General features: G+C 30.6%; 27 protein-coding genes. 13 read left to right on the top strand and 14 right to left on the bottom strand.

Going from position 1 to position 25,461, the window contains the following annotated elements; genetic code table 11:
* Positions 1-103: 103 nt before the first annotated feature.
* From Q0684_RS00785 to miaB, 6 genes are all read right to left on the bottom strand, one after another.
* Positions 104-379: a co-chaperone GroES gene (locus Q0684_RS00785; RefSeq protein WP_299012137.1), complete on the bottom strand. Its 276-nt coding sequence runs from the start codon at positions 377-379 to the stop codon at positions 104-106.
* A gap of 176 nt (positions 380-555) precedes the next feature.
* The gene (gene secG / locus Q0684_RS00790) at positions 556-888 is read right to left on the bottom strand and encodes a preprotein translocase subunit SecG (RefSeq protein WP_299012138.1); all 333 of its coding nucleotides are present in this window, start codon (positions 886-888) and stop codon (positions 556-558) included.
* Positions 889-891: 3 nt separating this feature from the next.
* Complete coding sequence (locus Q0684_RS00795) at positions 892-1,626, bottom strand: hypothetical protein (protein ID WP_299012139.1); 735 nt, start codon at positions 1,624-1,626, stop codon at positions 892-894.
* Positions 1,627-1,689: 63 nt separating this feature from the next.
* Entirely contained in the window at positions 1,690-2,196 is a 507-nt protein-coding gene (locus Q0684_RS00800) for an LptE family protein (protein WP_299012140.1), read from the bottom strand.
* Positions 2,197-2,260: 64 nt separating this feature from the next.
* On the bottom strand, positions 2,261-3,487 hold the full coding sequence (locus tag Q0684_RS00805; RefSeq protein WP_299012141.1) for a sigma-54 dependent transcriptional regulator: 1,227 nt from the start codon (positions 3,485-3,487) through the stop codon (positions 2,261-2,263).
* A 92-nt stretch (positions 3,488-3,579) separates the two neighbouring features.
* Positions 3,580-5,037: a tRNA (N6-isopentenyl adenosine(37)-C2)-methylthiotransferase MiaB gene (miaB, locus tag Q0684_RS00810; RefSeq protein ID WP_299012142.1), complete on the bottom strand. Its 1,458-nt coding sequence runs from the start codon at positions 5,035-5,037 to the stop codon at positions 3,580-3,582.
* Between the two features lie 202 nt (positions 5,038-5,239).
* Between miaB and topA the strand changes: the two genes are divergently transcribed.
* The 6 genes from topA (at position 5,240) to gldN (ending at position 13,549) form a co-directional block, all read left to right on the top strand.
* Positions 5,240-7,759, top strand: a complete 2,520-nt coding sequence (gene topA / locus Q0684_RS00815; RefSeq protein WP_299012143.1) for a type I DNA topoisomerase — start codon at positions 5,240-5,242, stop codon at positions 7,757-7,759.
* A 36-nt stretch (positions 7,760-7,795) separates the two neighbouring features.
* A complete protein-coding gene (locus Q0684_RS00820; protein ID WP_299012144.1) occupies positions 7,796-8,956 on the top strand; it encodes a formimidoylglutamase in 1,161 nt (386 codons plus the stop codon).
* A gap of 105 nt (positions 8,957-9,061) precedes the next feature.
* The gene (gldK, locus tag Q0684_RS00825; protein WP_299012145.1) at positions 9,062-10,432 is read left to right on the top strand and encodes a gliding motility lipoprotein GldK; all 1,371 of its coding nucleotides are present in this window, start codon (positions 9,062-9,064) and stop codon (positions 10,430-10,432) included.
* Between the two features lie 28 nt (positions 10,433-10,460).
* Positions 10,461-11,102: a gliding motility protein GldL gene (gene gldL / locus Q0684_RS00830; RefSeq protein WP_299012146.1), complete on the top strand. Its 642-nt coding sequence runs from the start codon at positions 10,461-10,463 to the stop codon at positions 11,100-11,102.
* Between the two features lie 41 nt (positions 11,103-11,143).
* Positions 11,144-12,679: a gliding motility protein GldM gene (gene gldM, locus Q0684_RS00835; protein ID WP_299012147.1), complete on the top strand. Its 1,536-nt coding sequence runs from the start codon at positions 11,144-11,146 to the stop codon at positions 12,677-12,679.
* Positions 12,680-12,694: 15 nt separating this feature from the next.
* Complete coding sequence (gene gldN, locus Q0684_RS00840) at positions 12,695-13,549, top strand: gliding motility protein GldN (protein WP_299012148.1); 855 nt, start codon at positions 12,695-12,697, stop codon at positions 13,547-13,549.
* A 132-nt stretch (positions 13,550-13,681) separates the two neighbouring features.
* Here gldN and Q0684_RS00845 read toward each other — a convergent pair whose 3' ends face one another.
* From Q0684_RS00845 to Q0684_RS00865, 5 genes are all read right to left on the bottom strand, one after another.
* Positions 13,682-14,293, bottom strand: a complete 612-nt coding sequence (locus Q0684_RS00845) for a DUF1684 domain-containing protein (protein ID WP_299012149.1) — start codon at positions 14,291-14,293, stop codon at positions 13,682-13,684.
* A 2-nt stretch (positions 14,294-14,295) separates the two neighbouring features.
* Positions 14,296-14,835: a DUF4252 domain-containing protein gene (locus tag Q0684_RS00850; protein WP_299012150.1), complete on the bottom strand. Its 540-nt coding sequence runs from the start codon at positions 14,833-14,835 to the stop codon at positions 14,296-14,298.
* Positions 14,836-14,934: 99 nt separating this feature from the next.
* Positions 14,935-15,873, bottom strand: coding sequence for an MBL fold metallo-hydrolase (locus Q0684_RS00855; protein WP_299012151.1), 939 nt, complete (start codon positions 15,871-15,873; stop codon positions 14,935-14,937).
* A gap of 5 nt (positions 15,874-15,878) precedes the next feature.
* Entirely contained in the window at positions 15,879-16,577 is a 699-nt protein-coding gene (locus Q0684_RS00860; RefSeq protein WP_299012152.1) for a hypothetical protein, read from the bottom strand.
* A 99-nt stretch (positions 16,578-16,676) separates the two neighbouring features.
* Complete coding sequence (locus Q0684_RS00865) at positions 16,677-17,735, bottom strand: branched-chain amino acid aminotransferase (protein WP_299012153.1); 1,059 nt, start codon at positions 17,733-17,735, stop codon at positions 16,677-16,679.
* 117 nt (positions 17,736-17,852) lie between these two features.
* On the opposite strand from Q0684_RS00865, the gene Q0684_RS00870 reads away from it, so the two are divergent.
* From Q0684_RS00870 to Q0684_RS00880, 3 genes are read left to right on the top strand one after another with little or no spacing between them, the layout of a single operon-like run.
* The gene (locus tag Q0684_RS00870; protein WP_299012154.1) at positions 17,853-18,371 is read left to right on the top strand and encodes a DUF4920 domain-containing protein; all 519 of its coding nucleotides are present in this window, start codon (positions 17,853-17,855) and stop codon (positions 18,369-18,371) included.
* A gap of 26 nt (positions 18,372-18,397) precedes the next feature.
* A complete protein-coding gene (gene mnmD / locus Q0684_RS00875) occupies positions 18,398-19,066 on the top strand; it encodes a tRNA (5-methylaminomethyl-2-thiouridine)(34)-methyltransferase MnmD (protein ID WP_299012155.1) in 669 nt (222 codons plus the stop codon).
* A 24-nt stretch (positions 19,067-19,090) separates the two neighbouring features.
* Positions 19,091-19,222: a hypothetical protein gene (locus Q0684_RS00880; protein ID WP_299012156.1), complete on the top strand. Its 132-nt coding sequence runs from the start codon at positions 19,091-19,093 to the stop codon at positions 19,220-19,222.
* A gap of 187 nt (positions 19,223-19,409) precedes the next feature.
* On the opposite strand, the gene Q0684_RS00885 is transcribed toward Q0684_RS00880, so the two are convergent.
* Together Q0684_RS00885 and Q0684_RS00890 are read right to left on the bottom strand one after the other, a co-directional pair.
* On the bottom strand, positions 19,410-20,537 hold the full coding sequence (locus tag Q0684_RS00885; RefSeq protein WP_299012157.1) for a glycosyltransferase: 1,128 nt from the start codon (positions 20,535-20,537) through the stop codon (positions 19,410-19,412).
* Entirely contained in the window at positions 20,534-21,343 is an 810-nt protein-coding gene (locus Q0684_RS00890; RefSeq protein WP_299012158.1) for a hypothetical protein, read from the bottom strand. The genes Q0684_RS00885 and Q0684_RS00890 overlap by 4 nt, the downstream gene beginning before the upstream one ends.
* Positions 21,344-21,548: 205 nt before the next feature.
* On the opposite strand from Q0684_RS00890, the gene ruvC reads away from it, so the two are divergent.
* The 4 genes from ruvC to Q0684_RS00910 all read left to right on the top strand — a co-directional run bounded on the left by ruvC (position 21,549) and on the right by Q0684_RS00910 (position 24,413).
* Positions 21,549-22,103, top strand: a complete 555-nt coding sequence (ruvC, locus tag Q0684_RS00895) for a crossover junction endodeoxyribonuclease RuvC (protein ID WP_299012159.1) — start codon at positions 21,549-21,551, stop codon at positions 22,101-22,103.
* A gap of 80 nt (positions 22,104-22,183) precedes the next feature.
* Positions 22,184-23,311, top strand: coding sequence for a radical SAM family heme chaperone HemW (hemW, locus tag Q0684_RS00900; protein ID WP_299012160.1), 1,128 nt, complete (start codon positions 22,184-22,186; stop codon positions 23,309-23,311).
* Positions 23,312-23,370: 59 nt separating this feature from the next.
* Positions 23,371-24,120, top strand: coding sequence for a cyclase family protein (locus Q0684_RS00905; protein WP_299012161.1), 750 nt, complete (start codon positions 23,371-23,373; stop codon positions 24,118-24,120).
* Between the two features lie 92 nt (positions 24,121-24,212).
* Complete coding sequence (locus Q0684_RS00910) at positions 24,213-24,413, top strand: DUF2007 domain-containing protein (RefSeq protein ID WP_299012162.1); 201 nt, start codon at positions 24,213-24,215, stop codon at positions 24,411-24,413.
* 29 nt (positions 24,414-24,442) lie between these two features.
* Here Q0684_RS00910 and Q0684_RS00915 read toward each other — a convergent pair whose 3' ends face one another.
* Entirely contained in the window at positions 24,443-25,423 is a 981-nt protein-coding gene (locus tag Q0684_RS00915) for a CorA family divalent cation transporter (RefSeq protein ID WP_299012163.1), read from the bottom strand.
* Positions 25,424-25,461: the final 38 nt, after the last annotated feature.

Here is a 25,461-nt window from a genome sequence, read left to right on the forward strand (position 1 = left end):
GTTTAAAGTTCAAAAGTTCTCACTCGGAATGAATTGTATATTTGTTGTTTATTTTTAGACAAACTTTCTAATTCCTTCCCTTTGGGAAGGTTAGGATGGGATTTTAGATGATTGCCAAAATATCAGATTCACGCATCATTAAATAATCTACGCCATCTAATTTTAAATCTGTTCCACCATATTTTCCATATAACACAGTATCTCCAACTTTAACGGTTAGTGGTTCATCAACTTTACCATTACCTATGGCAACTACAGTACCTTTTTGTGGTTTTTCTTTTGCGTTGTCTGGGATAATTAGTCCAGATGCTGTTGTTGTTTCTGCTGGTGCAGGTTCTACAAGAACTCTGTCTGCTAAAGGTTTAATGTTTACACTCATTTGTATATAAAATTTTAATAATTAAATTATTTTTAATGTCTTTAAATAGTCAGAAATTATGCCAACCCATTAAATCTGACAATTTTACTTTGATTGTTTTTTTAGTTTAGTTTTAAGCAAAAAAAAATGCCAACGTGTCATTTACGTTGGCATTTTAATTTTTATCTTAGATGTTATTACTCTTTAACATCATCCGTTGTTGCAGGAGCTTCTACTGGAGTTGTTGTAGTTTCTACACCTTCCAATGTTTCATTTAATTGAAAATTGTTATCTCCACTTCTAGGAATTGCAAAATTAGCTAATAATATTAGTGCAAACATGGCAATTGCTAAAGTCCAAGTTGTGTTATCTAAAAACTTATTTGTGTTTTGTACACCACCTAAAGATTGTGCTCCACCACCGCCAAAAGAAGAAGATAAACCTCCACCTTTAGGATTTTGTACCATAACTATTAGTATTAAAGCTATGGCTACAATCAAAATTAATATTAAAAAAGCTGTATAACTCATGATTTATTTTTTTTGTAAAATTTCTATTCTTTTAATTTGGTCTGCAAAGAAACCACTTTTTTCTGGATATTTCAAACTTAAAATTCTATAAGCTTGCATTGCATTTTCATATTTTTTTTGTTCTAAATAAACTTTGGCCAAGGTCTCTGTCATTAAAGCATCATCTTGCTTGTTTTCAGCAATAGGTATGGTAATACTTTTTCCTTTTTCTAGAGGTTCTATTTTAGGATTATTTTCTATGAATTTTGATATTAGGGTTTCTGTACTCTTTTCTTTTTTAATTGAATGTCTGATCACCTTATTTTGGGTAGATAATTGCAACCATTGGTTAAACGAATGGCTTTCTGTTGAAGTAAAAGAAAGTGGTTTCCCAATATCTAAATCCTTTTTTAGATTACTTTGTACCTTTACATTACTTTTTTCATCTACTTTTTTTTCTGAAGAAGCAATTGTATTTGTAATTTTTTCCGAAATCTGTTGATGAATATTTTCTTTGTTTTTAAAATCTTCAGAGGTAATGTATTCAAATAAGATAGTTCTATCTGTGGTGTAAGCAGCGGTATGCTTAAGCTCATTATTATACTTAAAACTATCGGTGTTTTTTAACCCTTTTAAATATAACGCTCTTGCCGCTTGAAAATAAGGAAATTCTTCTACAATAGACTTTAATTCTGCAGTTTCTACTTGCTGAATATTGCCCTTGCTTTCTAATAATTGTATAAAAGTATCTCTTTTCAAATATATTATTTTAACTAAAAACTAAAAACTAAAAACTAAAAACTAAAAACTAAAAACTAAAAACTACCACTCCCCAACAGAGGCGTTAAAAATATCTTGTGTTACACGCTCTAGTATTTCTGCGAAAGCAGTTTCTTGCACTCCGCCAGTTAACTGTGCATTTGCAGCATAATCCGAATAAAAAGAAAAAGATCTTTCAAAATCTTTCTTTTCATCTAATTTGTTAACATACCTAACATTTACAGTTATGGTAAGTCTATTTTGTGCAGAGGTTTGGTTTGCACTTGCACTCATAGGTGTAATTCTAAAGCCTGTAATCTCTCCACTAAAATGTAAGTCTCCATTATTAGGTACTAGATTTAAATTGGTTTGTCTTGTAAATAAATCTTGTAAAGCTATGGTAAATTGCTGACTTAAAGTTGGTTCTACTAATTGCGCTTGGTTTGGAAAAAAATCGATTTGTACCGTTTTTGCATCACCTACAGTACCTCCTGTAAAAGAGTAAAACCCGCAACTTGTTAAGACAATTGCAAAGATTGAAAATAAAGAAATGTATATGTATTTTTTCATTTAGTATTTAAGTTTCAAAGTTTCAAAGTTTGAGTTTTATAGTATTTTAGATGATATACTTTTATTACAAATCGTATTGTTTAATTTTTCGGTATAACGTTCGCTCTGAAATACCCAATTCTTTTGCTGCTAGTTTCCGTTTATTGTTGTTTTTTTCTAATGATTTTTTAATCATTTCTATTTCTTTATCCTGCAAAGATAAAGATTCATCTTCTTCTATAGTTTCAATAAAATCGTATTCCTGTTCTGTATTGTTGGTTTTTTGCGGAATATTTAAAACCTCAATATCATGTTCTTTTAATTCTTGATCTGAGTATATTTTTTCTAAAAGATGATGATTTTCTTCTTGAACTTCTTCAATATTACCATTTTTCATCAAATCTAGCGTCAACTTTTTTAAATCATTGATGTCATTACGCATATCAAATAAAATCTTATACATAATATCTCTTTCTGTAGAAAAATCGTTTTCTTTTTTACCGCCAACAATAGCAGGCAAGTTACCTGAGTTGTCTGGTAAATACTGCTTTAACTTAAGTGCAGAAATTGTTCTACTTTCTTCAATTACAGAAATTTGCTCTGCTAAATTTTTTAGCTGGCGAATATTTCCAGGAAAACGGTATTTTAGTAAGGCGTAAATAGCATCTTCTTCCAAACGAATGGCAGGCATTCTATATTTTTGCGCAAAGTCTGATGCGAATTTGCGAAACAACAAATGAATGTCTTCATTTCTATCTCTTAAAGCTGGTAAATTAATTTCTACGGTGCTTAATCTATAATATAAATCTTCTCTAAATTTTTCTTTTTCTATGGCAGCTTGCATATTTACATTAGTTGCAGCTACAATTCTTACATCTGTTTTTAAGGTTTTAGAAGAACCAACTTTAATAAATTCTCCATTTTCTAAAACACGTAACAAACGCACTTGTGTTGTTAAAGGTAATTCGCCAACTTCATCTAAAAATATTGTACCGCCATCCGCAACTTCAAAATATCCTTTTCTATCTTGTGTTGCTCCTGTAAAAGAACCTTTTTCGTGTCCAAAAAGTTCACTATCAATAGTTCCTTCTGGTATGGCACCACAGTTTACAGCAATGTATTTTGCATGCTTTCTATGTGATAACGAGTGTATAATTTTCGGAATATTTTCTTTACCAACACCACTTTCTCCAGTTACCAAAACAGAAATGTCTGTAGGAGCAACTCGTACGGCTTTTTCTAAAGCTCTATTTAAGTGAATATCGTTTCCAATAATTCCAAAACGTTGTTTTATTGCTTGTAAATTTTCCATTTCAATAGTTTTTAAAGTTAAAAGTTTATAAAGTTTTGAAGTAAGATAGGTAACTTTTAAAACTTTTTACTTTGTAACTTTTTTACTGAATATTAATTATTATCAGAATACCCAACAACAGTACCTTTTAATGTTGCAGATGTACAATCTTCTACTTTAACCATTACAAAATCTCCTAATTTGTAGTTCCCTTTATCAAAGACTGCCACTGTATTTTGGGTGTTTCTACCTTTCCATTGGTTTGGATTTTTCTTAGAAGTACCTTCAATTAAAAACTCTTCTGTTTTGCCTAAATGTTGCTGTGTTCTGTATAAAGCGTGTTCTTGTTGCAATTCAATTACTTCTGCCAATCGTCTTTTTTTAACTTCAAAAGGCACATCATCTTTCATTTTATTACCTGCTAAAGTTCCAGGTCTTTCAGAATAGGCAAACATAAAACCGAAATCGTATTTTACGTATCGCATCAACTCTAACGTATCTTGATGATCTTGTTCTGTTTCGCCACAAAAACCAACAATCATATCTTGAGAAAGTGACATTTCTGGAACAATTTTAAATATATTATCTACCAAAATCATATATTCTTCTCGCGTATGTTGTCTGTTCATAGCTTTTAACATTGCGTTAGAGCCACTTTGCACAGGTAAGTGCAAATACTTACAGATATTTTTATGTTTCGCCATTACATGAATTACATCTAAATGCATGTCTTGTGGATTAGATGTTGAAAATCTGAAACGTGTTTTTGGGTATTTTGTAGCACACATGTCTAACAATTCAGCAAAACCAATAGCCGTAGCTTGCGCCATTTCAGAGGCTTTTTTAAAGTCTTTTTTTAATCCACCACCATACCAAAGAAAACTATCTACGTTTTGCCCAAGTAAGGTGATTTCTTTAAAATTTTGGTCTACCATTTGCCCAATTTCCTCTAAAATACTTTTAGGATCTCTACTGCGTTCTCTTCCTCTTGTAAAAGGAACAACGCAAAACGTACACATATTATCACAACCTCTGGTAATAGATACAAATGCAGAAACTCCGTTAGAATTTAAACGAACAGGCGCAATATCTCCATAAGTTTCATCTTTAGATAAAATTACGTTAACGGCATTTCTACCTTCAGAAACTTCATCTAATAAATTGGGTAAATCTTTGTAAGCATCTGGCCCAACAACAAGGTCTACAATTTTTTCTTCTTCTAAAAACTTTTCTTTTAAGCGTTCTGCCATACAGCCTAAAACACCTACTTTCATGTTTTTATTAACCTCTCTTTTTACTCGGTTGTATTTTTGTAGACGCTTACGAACAGTGGTTTCTGCTTTTTCTCGTATAGAACAAGTATTTACCAAAACCAAATCTGCTTCTTCTAAAATTTGGGTAGTGTTATATCCTTCTTTATCTAAAATTGCAGCTACAATTTCACTATCATTCATATTCATTTGGCAGCCGTAGCTTTCTATGAATAATTTCTTGGTGTTTTCTTTTTTATGTTCAGTAACAAGTGCTTTTCCTTGTACTTTTTCGTCTATTACTTTTTCCACGTTTTGCATCTCTCAAATAATCACATATAAGATTGCAAAGATACAACCAATTTTATTTCATTCTGACAGATTGGCAGAAAAAATAATTTGTGTTTTCTGTTAATAATTTTGGTAAAATTGAAGAAAAAATTTTTTTTAACAAAAAACTGACTACTTTTGCAAACTGAAATAGGCGTATTTTTAATGCGCAATCGGTGTAAAAAAAAGATACATGGCAAAGAATTTAGTAATAGTAGAGTCACCCGCAAAAGCAAAAACCATAGAAAAGTTTCTTGGAAAAGATTTTCAAGTAGAATCTAGTTATGGGCACATTGCAGACTTACCATCCAAAGAATTGGGAATAGATGTAGAAGGAGATTTTAATCCCAAATATATTGTTTCTGATGATAAAAAAGCCATTGTTAAAAAATTAAAGACACTTTCTAAAAAAGCAGAAACAGTTTGGTTAGCAAGTGATGAAGATAGAGAAGGAGAAGCTATTGCATGGCACTTGCAACAACAATTAGAGTTAAAAGACGATAATACAAAACGTATTGTTTTTCATGAAATTACTAAAAAAGCCATTCTAAAAGCAGTCGAAAATCCTAGAGATATCGACTATAATATGGTAAACGCGCAACAAGCGCGTAGAGTTTTAGATAGATTGGTGGGGTATGAACTTTCTCCTGTTTTATGGAGAAAAGTAAAAGGAGGTTTATCTGCAGGACGTGTACAATCGGTTGCTGTACGTTTAATTGTAGAAAGAGAAAGAAGTATACAAGAATTTAAAGCACAAACGCATTATAAGGTAGTTGCAGAATTTAAAAATTTAGAAGGAAAAAAGTTTAAAGCGACTATACCTAAAAATTTCGATTCTAAAAAAGAAGCAGAAGCATTTTTAACTTCTTGTGCAAATGCGGATTTTTCAATTGCAGATTTAACTAAAAAGCCAGCTAAAAAATCGCCAGCAGCGCCATTTACAACATCAACATTACAACAAGAAGCATCACGTAAATTAGGTTTTCCAGTAGGTAAAACCATGCAAGTTGCACAACGTTTGTATGAAGCCGGTTTAATTACCTACATGAGAACAGATAGTGTAAATTTATCTGTAGATGCAAGAGATGCTGCTGAAGAAGAAATTACCAATTATTACGGAGCAGAATATAGCAAACAACGTGTTTTTAAGTCGAAAGCAAAAGGAGCACAAGAGGCCCATGAAGCCATTAGACCTACCAACATGAAAATGCATGGTATAGATACAGAATATGACCAAAATAGATTGTATGATTTAATTTGGAAAAGAACTTTAGCATCGCAAATGAGTGATGCACAATTGGAAAGAACCAATGTAAAGATTGAAAATTCTGAAAACGAAAAGATTTTTACAGCAAATGGCGAAATGATTAAGTTTGAAGGTTTTCTAAAAGTATATTTAGAAGGAAATGATGATGAAGATGGAGAAGAGCAAGCAGGAATGTTGCCTAATTTAAAGAAAAACGATGCACTTGAATATAGTTTTATAAATGCAACGCAGCGTTTTACGAGTCCACCTTACCGTTTTACAGAAGCTTCATTAGTAAAACAATTAGAAGAATTGGGTATTGGTAGACCATCTACATATGCACCAACAATTTCTACAGTGCAGAGAAGAGGTTATATAGAAAAAGGAGATAATGAAGGTGTAGAAAGAAAATACGAGCAGTTAATTCTTTCCGATGGAACTATCGAAAATAAAAAGCTTACCGAAAATACAGGCGCGAATAAAAATAAGTTAGTCCCTACAGATATTGGTAATATTGTAAACGATTTCTTAGTAAATAATTTCTCTAATATTTTAGATTTTGGTTTTACGGCCAAAGTAGAAAACTCTTTTGATGATATTTCTGAAGGTGATGAGAATTGGACAGAAATGATTAAAGATTTTTATAACAAATTCCATGAAAATGTAGAAGATGTTAAAGAAAACGCAGAAAGAGAAAGCGGAGAACGTATTCTAGGAAAACATCCAGAAAGTGGAAAAACCGTTTTAGTACGTTTGGGTAAATTTGGGCCTATTGCACAAATTGGTGCGCCAGAAGATGAAGAAAAAATTTTTGCGAGCTTAAATAAAGATCAAAATTTAGGTACAATTACTTTAGAAGAAGCTTTAGAGTTATTTTTATTACCAAAAACGTTAGGTACTTTTCAAGATGAAGAAGTAATTGTTTCTAACGGACGCTATGGACCTTATATTCGTTTTGGAAGCATGTTTGTGTCTTTAGATAAAGGCGAAAACCCTATGGAAGTAGATTTAGCAAGGGCAGAAGAATTAATTGTTGCCAAACAAAAAGCAGATGCACCAATTTATCACTATGAAGATTTACCTGTGCAAAAAGGAGTAGGACGTTTTGGGCCATTTATAAAATGGAATTCGATGTTTATCAACGTAAATAAAAAATACGATTTTGATAACCTTTCTGATGACGATATTATTGAGTTGATTGAAGTAAAAAAGCAGAAAGAAATAGACAAAGTTATTCATAATTGGGAAGATGTTGGTATTCGCGTAGAAAAAGCACGTTGGGGCCGTTTTAATGTTTTAAAAGGTAAAATTAAAATAGAATTACCTAAAACTACAGAAATTGAAAAGCTTTCTAAAGAAGAGGCTGTAAAAATGATTGAAGCTAAAACGCCAAAGAAAAAAGCACCAAAAAAGAAAGCAGCTGCAAAAAAGAAAACAACAGCAAAAAAAACAGCTAAAAAGAAATAAGGTTTTCTTATCTTGCAGGGTGTTTAAACTAGCTTAATGAATTCAGATTTTTTGACTCCTGTAAAAGAATCGGTTATAGCAGACGCAATGCTACAATCTGATTTGCCTTTTGGGCAGAACATTCAAATTTATACAGAAAAACAAGGTTTTCCAGACTTACAAGATGTAAAGCTTGTAGTTTTTGGAGTTCAAGAAGATAGAAACTCACAGGGAAACACGGGCTGTGGGCAAGATCTAGAAAATATTAGAAAGAAACTGTATCAATTGTATCCCGGAAAGTGGGAGACAAACATCGCAGATATAGGTAATGTGCAAAAAGGCAATAAGGTTTCAGATACTTATTTTGCAGTTTCAGAAATAATTACTTCACTTTTAAAAAAACAGATAATTCCAATTATTATTGGTGGTGGGCAAGATATTACCTACGTTAATTATAGAGCGTATGATGCTTTAGAGCAAACCGTAAATATTACAACTGTAGATAGTAGATTTGATCTTGGTAATCTAGAAGATGAACTTACGTCTCAGTCTTACTTGAGTAAAATTATAATGCAAGAACCCAATAATTTATTTAATTATTGCAATGTTGGGTATCAAACGTATTTAAATTCTAAAGATGAAATTGAATTATTAGACAATTTATTTTTTGATACCTATAGATTAGGTAACGCAAAACAATTGGAAAATATAGAGCCAGCATTTAGAAGTGCAGATATTGTGTCTATAGATATTGGAGCTATTCGTCAGAATGAAGCGCCTGCTAATTATAACGCATCTCCAAATGGTTTTTATGGCGAAGAGATTTGTGCAATTGCCAGATATGCAGGTATAAGTGATAAAGTTTCGTCATTTGGTGTTTATGAATATAATGCAACTTTAGATAGAGATGGGCAAACAGCACATTTAATAGCGCAAATGATTTGGTATTTTATAGAAGGCGTAAACTATAGAGTAAAAGATTACCCTTTTTCTAACAAAGATAATTACCAAAAATTTACGGTTTTATTAAATGATGATGAACCGCTTACGTTTTATAAAAGTAATAAGTCTGGCAGATGGTGGATAGAAATAAATATTCTATCTAATAATAAATACAAAAGACATGCGTTAATACCATGTACTTATAAAGACTATACTGAGGCAATAAACCAAATAATACCAGAAAAATGGTACAAAGCAATGAAGAAATTGGTGTAGTTTTACGTTTTAAAAAAATCATTACGTTAAAATACCATTGTAAGATTGTTTTTTAGCAAAAAATATAATAGGTTTACGAACTTTTTAGATAAGATAAATTATAATATGAAGAAAGCAGCAATATTTGCACTTTTAATAGCAGTTTTTTACAGTTGTGGCTCTAATGATAGAGGAGAATTAGTGGGGATTAAGGTTAAAAAGAAATGGTTTTCAGAAAAGCCATTTGGTATGGCTTTAATTCCAGGAGGTTCATTTACAATGGGTAAGCAAGATCAAGATGTGATTGGTACCATGAATGCGCCAACAAAAACAGTTACTGTTAGGCCCTATTTTATGGACGAAACAGAAATTACAAATAATGAGTACAAGGAATTTGTACATTGGGTTAGAGATTCAGTTACTAGAACGAAGCTAGGTTATCAGCAAGAATTTGCGGCAATTACATCTACGCCAGATCCTGCAGGTGCTGGGCCAAGTGGAGGTATACATGATTATGCATTTGCAACTATAGATACTACTGATGCTACGCCTTATCAAAAATACATGTACGAAAATTACTGGAGTTTAGGAGATGGTATAGATTCTATAAAACCATTAAACTGGGATACTGAGCTGGTTTGGAAAAAAGAAGAATATCCAGATATAGATTATGTAGAAGTTATGGACTCTTTGTTTATCTCGAGAGAGGAAGCCGTAGATGGAATAAGAACATTTAATACCAAATATTTGAAGTATAGATATTCTTGGTTTGATAGAGATAATGCTGCAAGAAAAGGAGGAAACAGAAAAGATTTTGTCCAAGTAGAGGTTTTAAACATTTATCCAGATACAACTGCTTGGGTAAAAGATTTTAATTATTCATACAACGATCCAATGCATCAAGATTATTTCTATCATCAATCTTATGGAGATTATCCAGTGGTTGGTGTTACTTGGGGGCAAGCCAATGCTTTTTGTAATTGGAGAACAAAAAAGAAAAATGATTATCTACGTGGTAGAAAAAATGCAACACAAGTACCTGATTTTCGATTGCCTACAGAAGCAGAATGGGAATATGCAGCAAGAGGTGGATTAGAGTTTGCTACTTACCCATGGGGAACAGGAGGTACAACTAGCGATAGAGGTTGTTTTTTAGCAAACTTTAAACCCGTAAGAGGTAATTATGCAGCAGATGGTGCTTTGTATACAATGGAAGCTAAATCATTTAACGCCAATGATTACGGTTTGTATAATATGGCAGGTAATGTGTCTGAATGGACTAACACCGCTTACAACTTGTCTTCTTACTACATGGCTTCTACCATGAACCCTAATGTGGAAGATAGAAAAAATAAAAGAAAAATTGTACGTGGTGGTTCTTGGAAAGATGTAGCCTATTTCTTAGAAGTAGGATCTAGAGATTTTGAATATGCAGATACTGCAAGAAGCTACATTGGTTTTAGAACCGTACAAAATTATATAGGAACAACTAACTAACAATAAAAATAAAAATTTAAGAAAAATTATGGCACAGTCTAGTACAAAAAAAAGATTATTTAATATAGCTTATAACGTAGGAGCATCAATTGTAATTTTAGGAGCTTTATTTAAGTTAAATCACATAAGCTTTGGACCTATAAACGGAGCTTTAGTTTTGGGAATTGGTTTGGTTGCAGAGGCGGTTATTTTCTTTTTATCAGCTTTTGAAGCTCCAGAAGAAGATTTAGATTGGTCTAAAGTATATCCAGAATTAGCAACAGAAGCACCAGCCTCTAAAAAAGAACAAAAGAAGTTAGGAGCAGATGGTATGTTGTCACAAAAACTAGATAACTTATTAAAAGAAGCTAAAATTGATTCTAGCTTAATGGAAAGTTTAGGCAGCAGTATGAAAAATTTTCAAAGCGCAGCACAAGGCTTATCTGCAGCATCCGAGTCTGTAGCATCTACAAACAAGTATAATGAAGAAATGTCTAAAGCCGCATTGCAAATGGAGTCTTTAAACAATCTTTACAGAGTACAAGTAGAAAATTCTGGTAAACAAACAGAATTAAATTCTGCAATGGTAGAAAATACAGAGAAATTACAAGCACAAATGGCTGCTTTAGCAACCAATTTATCTTCATTAAATGGGGTTTATGGAGGTATGCTTTCAGCAATGTCTAAATAATTAGTTCAATTAATCAATTAACAATTTAAAAACTAATTCGAATGGCAGGAGGAAAAATGTCCGCAAGACAGAAGATGATTAATTTGATGTATCTTGTTTTTATTGCGATGTTAGCAATGCAAATGGATAAAGAAGTTTTATCAGCTTTTGGTTATACAAATTCAAAACTGGTAGATGGTAATACGTCTACTACAGAAAAAAACACATTAGCTTATGCTAATTTAGCAACTAAAGCATCTGAACAACCAGATAAATTTGGACCATTAAAAGTAAAAGCAGATAAAATCCAGCAGTATTCGTCAGAATATTTTTCTTATATCGCAGATTTAAAAACTAAATTGATAGCTGATATTGAAGATAAAAATGATTACGAGATCATGGATAAAACAGATTGGTTGGATACTTATTTTTTTAAGGGTGATAAATATACTGCAGAAGGTCAAGAATTTTTAGACAAAAGAAATGCATTTAGAGAAAATATGTTAAATGTATTGGGAACTGATAGTAAATTTGCTCCAGGAATTAAAAATAGATTTAATACAGATGAGGTGGTAAATAGTAAAACGAATCTTAAAGTTCGTTTTTTAAACGCAAGGTATGAAGGCTTTCCAATGGTTGCTTCTTTGACAAACTTTACACAAATTCAAACGGATATTAAAAATACTGAGAGTGATATTATAGCAGATTTATTAGGTGGTCAGTTAGAAAGTGAAGTTTCGATGACCAATTATAATGGTATAGTACAATTAGATAAAAATGCTTTTTATCCAGGAGATCAAGTAAATGGTAGTGTCGTTTTAGGAAGATATGATCCAAGTTTAAAACCAACTCGTGTTGTATTAAACGGAAAACCTTATAATAATTTTAAAGATGGAAGTGTAGTTCTAGATTTACGTGCAGGTTCTGTTGGAGAAAAAGATATTAAAGGAACAATATTTTTCATGGAAAACGGAGAAGAGGTTCCTGTGCCATTTAAAAGTTCTTATTCAGTAATTTCTAAACCTAATTCTGCGGTAGTTTCAGCAGATAAGATGAATGTTGTGTACAGAGGTGTTCAGAATCCGTTAACAATATCTATACCTGGTATTCCTGCAAATAAAGTTAAAGCAAGTGCTCCTGGATTAAAACAAGTTAAAGGTAGTAGTTATTCATTAAGTCCAAGATCTGGAAATAGTGTAACTATTAATGTTTCTGGAAAGTTACCAGATGGAAAACCTATTAATACGCCAAAAACTTTTAGAATAAAAGATATACCTGCAGCTATGGGTTCTGCTCGTGGCCAATTTGGTGTGGTAAGAATGCCTAAAGCTAGTGTAGCTAATACACCTATTGGTGCTGGTTTACCAGACTTTGTTTTCGATTTAAATTTAAAAGTAAATAGCTTTAAAGTTAAAGTACCTGGGCAAGTTACAGTTATAGTAAACGGTAATAGATTTAACGCACAAGCTAAAAAAGCATTATCGAAGGCAAGAAGAGGAGATGTAATTACGGTTTACGATATAAAGGCATCAATTATTGGGAATTCTTCTTATAAGTTGAAGAAGGTTATACCTGTAAGTATAGAGTTAAGTAACTAGAAAATAAATAGAGTTATGATTAAAAAATGTATATTTTTCTTTTTCGCTATTTTAACTACAGGTTTGGTAAATGCGCAAGCAAATTTACTAAACGCAAAAAATGTAGATCAAATAGGTGTTAAAAGTCAGCAACAACTGGCAGCAGATAATGATGGGCCAATACCTTATGGTTATGTAGATGATAGAGATATATTATGGTCTAAAGTAGTTTGGGAATTTATAGATTTAAATCAAAAAATAAATTTACCGTATTATTTTCCAATAGACACTACAAGTATTTCTACTTCAAGAAGATCTTTGTTTCATACCTTAATAAAAGGAATTAAGCAAGGTAAAATTAAAGAGGCTTATGACGATTCTTTTTTTACTTCTAAAATAACACAGCAAGAAATAGATCAGCGTTTAATAAATGTAAGAGATGAAAACGGGTATTCAGATACTTTTAGAATTCAAACGGAAGATGTTGCTGGTTATATGATAAAAGGAGTTTGGTATTTTGATAAGCGACAAGGTGAATTAAAATATAGGTTATTGGCATTAGCGCCAATGGGTAAAGATGTACAAACTTTAGGAGTTGAGGAGATTGAAGACGAAGAGCTTTATGAGCTTTTTTGGGTCTTTTTCCCATCAGCAAGAGAAGTGCTTCATGATGCTAAAGTTTTTAATCCTAAAAATGCCTCTCACCCAATTTCTTTCGATCATTTATTAAATGCACGTAGATTTAGTTCTACTATCATTAGAGAAGAAAATATATATGGTAACAGAGCAATTGAAGATTATGTAAGAGGAAATTCTTTATTTCAATTACTAGAAGCCAACAAAATAAAAGAAGATATTAGAAACAGAGAGATTGATATGTGGAATTATTAATTTTACAAATAACTTTATAGAATAAAAAAACGTTTGCAAATGCAAACGTTTTTTTATTCTCACTTCTCACTTCTCACTTCTCACTTCTCACTTCTCACTTCTCACTTCTCACTTCTCACTTCTCACTTCTCACTATTTTTTAAACGTTTTAATACCTGCTTTTACAGCAATGTCTATGTGGTTTTTTCTAGGTGTTAAAGGGCAAGAAAATAACTCGTTATAAGCACAATAAGGGTTGTAAGTGTTGTTAAAGTTTAGTACAATGGTATTATCCTTTGTAATATCATTTATAGAAAGATTCATATACCTTCCAGCTCCGTAAGATTCGTTACCAGAGGTGTTATCTGTAAAAGGTAGAAAAAGTAAATCCTTTGTATCTTCATTCTCTAAATCTTCTTGACTTTGGTACAAGGTTAGTTGAAACTCTTTTCCTTTAAGCATAAATAATAAGTTACCATATTCTTTGTAAAAAGCAGTCCTATCTGTAGTGGTTGCCATTTTAAATAAAGGCGCATTTTCTATTTTTTGTAAATTGGCTACTGTCACAAAAGAAGAATCAACTTTAAAAAAGTCTAATTTTTCAAACTTTTTTAAATCTCTTTTTTTAAGTGGAGAGCGAGAAGCATCTTTAAACTGCATATTCAAGTTCTTTTGATACTCAGTAACACCAGGAATGGGTTTTTTGCCTTGAGAATTACAAGAAATTAGAGAGAAAATAGTTAATAGAATAAATATTTTTTTCATTTTTATTGATTCGGATTAAAAGAAGGATTTAGAAAATTATTTTGTTTTAGTAATAATGTATTGGATAAATTGTCAAATTGTTTGGTTTCAGAAAGACTTCTTAATTTTTCAGGATCAAAACTACCTCTTAAATAAAAGGCAGTGGTTTTATTTAAAGTTGAATTAAAAATAATAGCCTGAGTAACCACTGGTCCGTTTTCTTTAACCGATACAAGTTTTGTTTGTGTTCTGCTGTTGCTAAGAATCATATCTGTAAAATTACCTGTTGTTATGGTATTAATTTCTTTAAACAATTGCAGTTGCTTTCCTCTAGTAATATTATTAAAGGTGATGAATTTCACATTGCTTATATTCTGAAAAAAACTACCCATTTCTGGAGATACGTTTCTTAAAATACTGTACATGAAATTTGGTGCCTGAAAAGAAGTAGTATCCCTATCATTTTTATGAGCGTTGTAAAAGTTTCTAAAGGAATGATTTGCGCCACATGATAAACAAACAAGTAAGCAAAAAGTGAATAGATATTTATATTTCCTTTTCATGTGATATGGTTTTTAAAAGTCAATTCCTCTTATCAATTTAATTTTATGGCAAGAAATATAACCTTGTAATTTAATGTAAAAGTACAATTTTTAATAAACTTATAAACCAATTCGCATACCTTCAAAAGCAAATTGAAAACCAAGTTCTTCTATTTGGTTTCTTTCTTTTGATACTTGTTGCAAAGTAGGATTGGTATGATTAAAATGGATGAAAATTACTTTATTTTTAGTAGCTAAACTTTCATTTTTGAAGAGAGCAATGGTTTCTGTTATAAAAGGATGTGGAATTAAAGACATAGGTCTATTTATTTCTCCATCTTTTAAAAAAGTGGCATCTAAAAAAGCATAATCCACTTTTTTTACTTCTTCTACAATATTTTTCTCCCATTTATGCCATTTATTAATATCTGGAATAAATAAAATGCTTTTATTTTGCCCTTCCATTTTGTAACCCACTGTTTCGGAAAATTCATCTCTATGTGGTACTAAAAAAGGAGTAACCTTTATAGCAGAAGTTAGCTGTATTACTTTATTATTTTCTAAATCTTTTAGCACAATATTTTTTAATTGAACTAACTGACTCCAAGGAGCATTTTCTGTTAAAAAATGTTTCATTTTTGGCATTGCATATACAAGAGTTTCCTTTTTACCAAGTGCTTCTCTGCCAAAATACATTAAACCTGTATAATGCCCAATATGTGCATGTGTAAGAAAAATACCATCTATTATGTTTGCATTTTTTAAATGTGTTTCTTCTAAATTATTTAACTGCGTGGTAATATCTGGTGTTGCTTCAAACAACCATTTTTGTTTACTTTCTCTATCTATCAACCCTAAAGAAACTACATGGTGCTTTTGGTTTTTGCCGTTGTAAAAATTAATACAACAGTCTTTTTTACAACCAATTTGCGGGTAGCCTGCATCTTGTACGGTTCCTAATACAGTTATATACTGGTTGTGTATTTTTTTTTCTACTTTGGTCTTTTGCTTACAGCCCAAAAAAAACACTAAAAAAAGAAGTAAAATTCTACTTTGCATAAAAACTATTTTAATATAAAAACTTTAACCCCTTCACGATCAAAAGTGCTTATGTTATTTGTGTTAATAATATTACCAACCTTTAAAGCATTTGCATGCAAACGCCAATTTTCTAAAACTTTAAATTGCTCTTGTGCCTCTTTAAAAGATACAAATAAGTGTTGTTCATCTTCAATACTAAAGGCGCCTGTAGAAACAAAAAAATCTTTGTCTTGGTTTTGGTATTTTGTTTTATGCGCTACAAAAATTCTACCATGATTATTTACAGTAATAGGATCTTGCTTGTCTGACCATGTTTCTCTGTATTGCTCTTTCCATTGGTAATCTTCAAAAAAAGTAGCATAGCCAGTGGAAGACCCTTTTCTTTCTGCTAAACCGTTTTGTTTTAAAAAAAATAAAATAGCATTGGTTGCTTCTTCTTCGTTTTTAGATTTTAAATCTATCCAAAGTACATTTATAGGTTCTAAAATTTCTTTATTTTGGTGTGGTATGTTTAACCAATTGGCAATTCCATTTTGGTTGGGTTCTTTGTTTTTAAACATCCAAATGCCAAAGTCAAACAAAATATTGTTTTTTTTATCTTTTAAATCTATGGTGTAGGCTAAGTTTATGTTTTCTGTTTTTTCTTCAAAAAGTGTTTCATTTTTTGAGCAAGAAATGCAAACAAACATTAAAACTAAAAGAATATTTTTCTTGAAAAACATAAGATTTTATCTGTCTAGGAACTTTATATATTCTTTAAAGATAAAAAAAAAGCATCAAAATAAATTGATGCTTAATTAATTTTATGATTTACAATAAATTTATTTTACAACAACACGCCAACCATAAGGGTCTTCTGCCTTATTTGTTTGTATATCTGTAATAGCTGTTTTTAAAGTATTGGCAAAAGGTTTTTCTAATGTTGGTAACTCATAATCTTTATCTTGGTAACCAAATCCTGCAATAGGAGAAATTACGGCAGCTGTACCTGCACCAAACATTTCCTTTAAATCGCCACTTTCTGCTGCCGCTATAACTTCAGCTACAGAAACCTTTCTAACCTCTACATTAATATTTCTATCTTTAGCAATCTGAATGATACTTTTACGTGTTATTCCATCTAAAATCCTGTCATTTGTGGGGCTTGTTAATAATGTGTCATTAATTCTAATAAAAATATTCATGGCACCAGCCTCTTCAATATACTCATGTGTATTGTCATCTGTCCAAATTACTTGGTTGTAGCCTTTTTCTATCGCCAACTGCGTTGGATAAAACTGAGCAGCATAATTACCACCAGCTTTAGCAAAACCAACACCACCATTTGCAGCACGTGCATATTTTGTTTCAATTAAAACTTTTACTTTTCCTGCAAAATAAGCTCCAGAAGGTGCAGTGCAAATAATTAATTTATATTCATCTGCTGGGGACGCATGAAAACCATTACCAGATGCAAACATAAAAGGTCTAATGTATAAAGAACTTCCTTCATTTTTTGGTATCCAAGCTTCATCTACTTTTAATAAGGTTTGCAAACCATCCATAAAAACAGCCTCAGGAATTTGAGGTATTACCAAACGTTCTGCAGATTTATTTAAACGCGCACAATTGTCTGTAGGTCTAAATAAAAGTGTATTTCCATCCGTATCTTTATAGGCTTTCATACCTTCAAAAATAGATTGCCCGTAATGAAAAATTTTCGCAGCAGGACTTAAAGAAATTGGTGCAAAAGGTTCTATAACAGGTGTTTCCCATTTACCATCTTTAAATGTACAAACTAACATATGGTCAGAATAAACACTACCAAAAGGTAAATTATTAAAATCTACAGATGCTATTCTAGATTCGGTTACACGATTTATTTTTATTGCTGCACTCATTTTTTATCTTTTACGTTGTAACAAATGTACACAATTTATCAATCTGTTATGATATCAAAAATACAGTTTTGCGTTAAATTTATTACATTTGTAATTCTTTTAGTAAAAATTTATCAAATGAAAAATATACTTAAATTTAGTTTTGTATTTCTCTTAATTTTATCTGCTTGTCAACAAGCTAAAAAAGAAAATAAGGAGACTAGTAGTGCAGATCACATTGCACAAAAAGCGGAATTTACGTCATTTGGAGACAAAATTTCTCAAGAAAACTTTTTGACTTCTAAAGAAATGTTAGCAAAGTTTGAAACCCTGAATGTTGGCGATACTGTAAACGTAAAATTTACTTCTACAATTAAGGAAGTTTGCGTTAAAAAAGGATGTTGGATGAAGTTGCCTTTAGCAGACGAAACAGAAACTATGGTACGTTTTAAAGATTACGGTTTTTTTATGCCTTTAGATTCGCAAAACAAAGCGGTAATTGTCGAAGGTAAGGCATTTGTAAAAATTACGCCTGTAGAAGAATTACAACATTATGCTGAAGATGCAGGAAAGTCAGCAGCAGAAATAGCAAAAATTACAGCACCTAAAAAAGAATTTGCTTTTGAAGCAAATGGCGTTTTATTAGCTGCAAAATAAAAATTACTACTAAAACACAGCTTTTTGTGAAAAGAGAAATTTTAATAACTTCAGACGGCTCTTCTACCATACATTTACCAGATTGGAACGAGCAATACCACTCTAAAAATGGTTCTATAAATGAAACCTACCATGTTTTTATAGAAAGTGGTTTAAAACAAGTAACAAAAGACAAGGTAGCTGTTTTAGAAATCGGTTTTGGTACAGGTTTAAATTGTTTTATAACCTATTTAGAGGCTCAAAAACCAATAGATTATTATGGTGTAGAAGCCTATCCTGTAACCCAAGAAGAAGTAAAAAAAATGAATTTTTTATCGGTTTTAAAAGCCGAAGAACAGACGGATGCTTTCAACCAAATTCATGAAGTTTCTTGGGAAGAAAAACATAAAATTTCAGATAGCTTTTTACTAACCAAAAGAAAGCAGTTTTTTGAAGATATTACAGATCAAAATGTGTTCGACTTAATTTATTTTGATGCCTTTGGCGCAAGAGTACAACCACAATTATGGACAGAAGAAATCTTCCAAAAAATGTACAATTCGCTAACAGAAAATGGTATTTTGGTAACCTATTCAGCAAAAGGAAGTGTAAGAAGAGCAATGCAAGCCGTAGGTTTTACGGTAGAACGTTTGCCTGGTCCTCCAGGAAAAAGAGAAATGTTACGTGCTAGAAAAATTACAACAAAAAACGCTTAAGAAATAGCACAGAATTACAAAAAAATGGAGTTTAAAAGAAAATTTGGTAATCGCAAAAAAACAAAACCTAAAAAAGGACTTTTCTTAGTATTTTTACTAGCTATGGCTTTGTTGCTTTGGTTTAAGGCAGAAGATTTAATAAAAGCTTGGTTTTAAATTTTTAGAAGCTATCCTGCCTGCCGGCAGGCAGGTTCCAGCTTTCCGTTATATCTTTTTATGCCTTATTTATTTTAGCATTAGGTTTATTAAAAAAATATATTCTTTAATTCTTATGCCTAGCTTTTGGGCGAAAGCATAAAAAGGATGCCACTTCAATCTAGGCTAAACCTGTTTGCCAATTTTCTTACTTTTTAAAACTTCTTCCTTTCCAGTTATATTTAGAAAACAGCGATTTAAAAACAATAAAAACACTAAAAACAGGATAAACAAGTGCACTCAAAAAATACCATTTTACAAAACTTTTTTTGTGATTGTAAAACGCAATAGTTGGCACAAATAACCACAAATCAATAAGCATTTTTGCAAGTATTGGTAAAAAGGCAGCCCATTCATTATCAGATAAAAATAAGCTGTAAATACTTATTAAATTCACCAAAAACACCAATAAACCAATTAATTTTACTTTTATGGATTTTAATTTACTTGTTTTAGATGCCCATCGCAATCTTTGGTTTATTAATGCGCCAACTGTTTTTACAGGAAAAGTAGTAACCATTGCATCTCTAGATTTTAAAAACTGAACCGCTTTTTTATCTACATTTTTAAATTTTTCAAATAGAAAAACATCATCTCCACTGGCAATAGAAGTATTCCCTTCAAAACCATTCAGTTTGAGAAAAGCCTCTTTTTGATAAGTTAAATTTGCACCATTGCATAAAAACGGAAAATTAATACCAAAACCACCAATTGTACTACCTTGTAAACTCATAAAATCTAGCAACTGAAACTGTGCTAAAAAAGTATCATTTACTTTGTAATTTACTGGAGCAACCACCATTTTGGGCTTGTTTTGTACTATAAAATTATCTAAAGTAATCAGCCAATTTTCTGGTAAAATGCAATCTGCATCTGTGGTTACAATCCAATTGTGTTTTGCTTTAGAAATTGCAGTTGCAATGGCATCTTTTTTTGGCGAGTTCGATTTTCGTAAATTTTTTAATATGCTAAAATTCACGGTTTTTAAAAACCTATCAGACGTAAAGAAATTATTAATAATGGCAACAGATGCATCATTAGAATCATCATCAACAAAAATAAATTCAACTGAATTGAAGTTGTATTTTAAGGCAACTATAGCTTTTAGGAGTAAAGGTAAATTTTCAGCTTCGTTTCTAAACGGAACAATTACTGAAAAATTAGTTTGCGCTTTATAATGGTTTGGTTTAAATAGTTTTATTTTATTAAAACCAAACGTTAAAGCTAATATCAATAAAGCATAACAAGAAAATAGAAAAATAATTATCCAAATCATTTGGCTATGTTTGGTTTAAAAGTAAGCACAAAATAACTGCCAAAAATTGCAGGAATTACAAAATTTAAAATCCACATTAAGGTAGTAATTGTTAAAATAGTCAGTTCAGCTACCTTAAAATAACTGAAGATAAAAATAGCAACAGAACTTTTTAAAACTGCATCAAATAGGGAAAGCATTGGTATAAAAGAGCTAATTAAGTAAATACTGGCAATTGCAGAAATTGCGTTTACATAAGTAACATCAACCTTAAAAATAAATAATAAAAAGTAAAATTGATGTGCAAAAACAAGATAACGTGCAATAGCGACTAAATTAATTTTTAAGTGTTGTCGTAACTTTAAAACCACTTTAAAACCACTTAAAAACTTTTGCTTTTTTAAAACGTATTTCCAAACAAAAACACTTCCTAAAACAATTATAACCACAAATAGTAAAAGTTTAGAAAATAAATATTCTTTTAAATGTATTTGTTGTGTATTTAAAAAGTAAAACAGGCCTAAAACACCAAACAAACAAGTCGCAAAAAGCTGATGTAGGTTGCCAATTAAATTCAAACTCAGAATTTTTTTTCGAATATTTTTATCAAAATACATTGCTTTTGCACCATATTCTCCAATTCTGTTGGGTGTAATTAAAGAAGTAGTTAAAGCAGCTAAACTTTGTTTAAGTGCCGTAAAAAAAGAAATTTTAGAAATAAAATTTACTAAAGTGTGCCATTTTACAATTTCTAAAAACCAGTTAAAAATGGAGAAAATGCTTAAAAAAAGACAATTTTTAAAAGAAAACAGGTTGTTTTCTGTCATTTTTAACTGTAAATCTGTTATTTTAAGTTGGTTATTATTTGCGAGTTTAAAATAAATAAAAAATGCACAACCAAATACAATACTTAGTTTTATAAACAACCAAAAGAATTGTTTAGATTTGTAAGAAAGCGAGTTGTACATAACTTGCAAAGTAATAAATAATCATCAGTAATAAAGCTGATAAACACAAAAACAATCTAAGATTGTGGCAGTAGAAAAAATTATTTTAGGGATAGATCCTGGAACTACAATTATGGGTTTTGGACTTATAAAAGTAGTAGGAAAAAAGATGGAATTCATTCAAATGAACGAATTAATTCTAAAAAAATACGACGATCATTATTTAAAATTAAAATTAATTTTTGAGCGTACTATAGAGTTAATAGATACTTACCATCCAGACGAAATTGCTATTGAAGCACCTTTTTTTGGTAAAAATGTACAATCTATGTTAAAGTTGGGTAGGGCACAAGGCGTGGCAATGGCTGCAGGTTTGTCTAGAGAAATACCAATTACAGAGTATTTGCCAAAGAAAATTAAAATGGCAATAACAGGTAGTGGAAGTGCAAGTAAAGAGCAAGTCGCGTTAATGTTAAAATCTACTTTAAACTTAAAAATATTACCAAAAAATTTAGATGCTACAGATGGTTTGGCAGCTGCTGTTTGTCATTTTTACAATTCTGGAAAAGTAATTGGTGGAAAGAATTACACAGGTTGGGCAAGTTTTGTAAAACAGAATGAAAAACGGGTTAAAAAGTAGAAAGAAATTATATGATTAATAATATAAGTAAATTTGCTGTGTAATAACTGCCAACTGAAACTGTAAACAGAAAACTTTTAATGAGCGGTATTTATATTCACATTCCTTTTTGTAAACAAGCATGTTTTTATTGCGATTTTCATTTTTCTACCTCATTAAAGAAAAAGGAAGAAATGATTTTTGCGTTGATAAAAGAAATGGAACTTAGAAAAGACGAGTTGCAAAATACAATTGTAGAAACTATTTATTTTGGTGGTGGTACACCAAGTGTTTTATCAACAGAAGAAATTAATACCTTAATAGAAGCTGTTTACACTAATTTTAAAGTTGCAAGTAACCCAGAAATTACGCTAGAAGCAAATCCAGATGATTTATCTAAAGAAAAAATTATTGGCCTTTCTAAATCTCCAATAAATAGATTAAGTATTGGTATTCAATCTTTTTTTGAGAAAGATTTAAAACTGATGAATCGCGCACATAATGCAAACGAAGCTAAAAAATGTTTGGAAATTGCAACGCAATATTTTACCAATATTTCTTTAGATTTAATTTATGGAATACCCGATAGTACAAATAAAGAATGGCGAACAAATATACAAACAGCGCTAGATTTTGGCATTCCTCATATTTCTAGTTATGCTTTAACTGTAGAACCAAAAACAGCTTTAGAAAGTTTAATTGCCAAAGGCAAAATTAAAAATGTAGACGAAGAAAAAGCACAAGAACAGTTTTATATTTTATTAGAAGAATTAGAAAAAGCAAACTTTGTACACTACGAATTGTCTAATTTTGGTAAAAAAGATTTTTTCAGTAAAAATAATTCTTCTTATTGGTTGGGGAAGCCTTATTTAGGTATTGGACCTTCTGCACATTCCTTTAATGGAAAACAACGTAGTTGGAATGTTAGAAATAACACGCTTTATATTAAGAGTATAAAAGGGGAAAAGCTGCCAATAGAAAGAGAAATTTTATCTAAGACAGATGTTTACAATGAATATATAATGACAGGCTTGCGAACCATTTGGGGCGTTTCATTCATAAGAATTCAAACAGAGTTTGGAGAAAAGTATATAAATTATCTAAAGAAAGAAACTAAAAAATATATCGAGCAAGAATTATTGTATATTGAAAACGATATTTTAAAAGCTACCTTAAAAGGTAAATTCTTGGTAGACGGAATTGCATCTGATTTATTTATGTTAGAGTAAAGGAAAAGAACACAAAAAGGCAAAATAATTAAAAAGATACTGAAACAAGTTCAGCATATATGAAAGCAATAGTAGAATACAACTCTAGAAAAATAACTGTAAATATATCTAAACCAATAGATATTTCTATACCTGTAAACCCTAAAAAACAAAATGTAAATGCATGGTATACAAAAGCACCAGAAATTTCTGCAGAAACGCAAGAAGGATACGAAATTAGTGTAGCAAATGGGGCTGTTGTAAATTTTAATAACATTCATTTTAACCCACATTCTCATATTACGCATACAGAATGTGTTGGGCATATTACTAAAGAATTACACTCAGTAAATAAAAATTTAAAATATTTTATCTTTTTGGCAGAAGTGGTAACTATTGCACCTTTGTTTCATAATGGTGATTTTTTAATTGGAGTAAAACAATTAAAAACGGCGTTAAAAAATAAAAAAAGAGATGCAATTGTAATACGTACTTTGCCCAATTTAGAAGACAAAAAAAGCACAGATTATTCCAACACAAATCCAACCTATTTGTCTGAAAAAGCAGCTGTTTATTTAAGAGAAAAAGGCATTAAGCATTTATTAATTGATTTACCCTCTGTAGATAAGGAAAAAGATGATGGAAGATTATTATCTCATAACGCTTTTTGGAATACAGCAGGGAAAGTGAGAATGGATGCTACCATTACAGAATTAATTTATGTACCTAATGATGTGGAAGATGGGGAATATTTATTAAACCTAATGATTGCTCCTTTTGAGAATGATGCAACACCTAGTAAACCTGTTTTGTACGAAATTGAGAAGTAATAGTTTATTAATGAGTTTAGGTTGTTTTTATTTAAAGTAAAAAATAGAACCAAAAATAAATTTTACAATAACCCATTTGAATAAATAATTCTATGCGTTTAATTACAATTAAAGAGTCAAACAACGAAACAGAAATAAGTATTTTAAAAGGTAAATTAGAATCTGAAGGAGTACAATGCTATTTAAAAAATGAATTTATTGCGCAATTAATGCCAAATGTATCTACTGTTCAATTACAATTGAGTGAGAAAGATATGGTAGTTGCAAAAGAAATTATGAGCAGTATTGGGTAAGTAATTGTTAGAAGACATTTAAATACAAACTAAAACCATTTTTTACGTTTAAAATACCAAACTGCTCCAAAAGTTACCAAAACCATAACTGCTAATAAAATAAAGTAACCGTATTTCCAATTTAGCTCTGGTATGTTAGTAAAATTCATACCGTAAATTCCCGCCAAAAAAGTAAGCGGAATAAAAATTACAGACAAAATGGTAAGTGTTTTCATTACCTCATTTAACCTGTGACCCTGAATACTAAATATTAAATTTATTTTACTTTCTAATTCTTGCAATTCAAAGTCTATACTAGATACTAAATTATTGGTCTGTTCTTTTAATTCGCTAAAATATTTAATATCAAAATTATTAATTTCAATTTTTTCAAGTTTAATTATGGTGTCTCTTAAACTTAAAGTCGCTTTTTTAAAATTAAACAATTCTTGTTTTCTTTTTTCAACCAAAGAAGTAAATTCTGGAGTTGGTTTTACCTCTGTAGAATTCAATTTATCTGCACTTAATGCTGCATTTTTTAGGTAGGTTTCTTGGTAATTATCTACAATAGATTCCAAAATTAAAAACAAAAGGTAATCTGTTTTTTTTGTTCTAACAATACCTTTGTTACCTTCTAAACGCTCACGAATCCAATCAAAATAATCGCCTTCTTTTTCTTGTATACTCCACAAATAACTAGAAGAAACTATAAATAACATTTGTTCAGAATCTAAACTTTCACTTTCAGTAATTAAAACACGTGTAGACACAAAAACCAAATCATCTAATAAGATTACCTTATTAGAATGTTCTTCATTCATAAATAACTTCAATAAGAAATCATCTAAATTATTATTAGAAACTATAGATTTAAAAATTTCTGTATATTTATTTCCATACGTATTTAACCACTCAATTGTATTGGTTTTATTACTTAAAATAATATCAGAAATTGTGTTGTAATTGTTTTTTTGATAATTTTCTGCTGAATATGTAATAAGCGATGTACGTTTTAAAAATTCATTTTCCATTATAAAATAAATTGTAGATTTGGTTTTATAAAGATACT

Source organism: uncultured Polaribacter sp. (genome assembly GCF_947503875.1).
GTDB lineage: Bacteria > Bacteroidota > Bacteroidia > Flavobacteriales > Flavobacteriaceae > Polaribacter.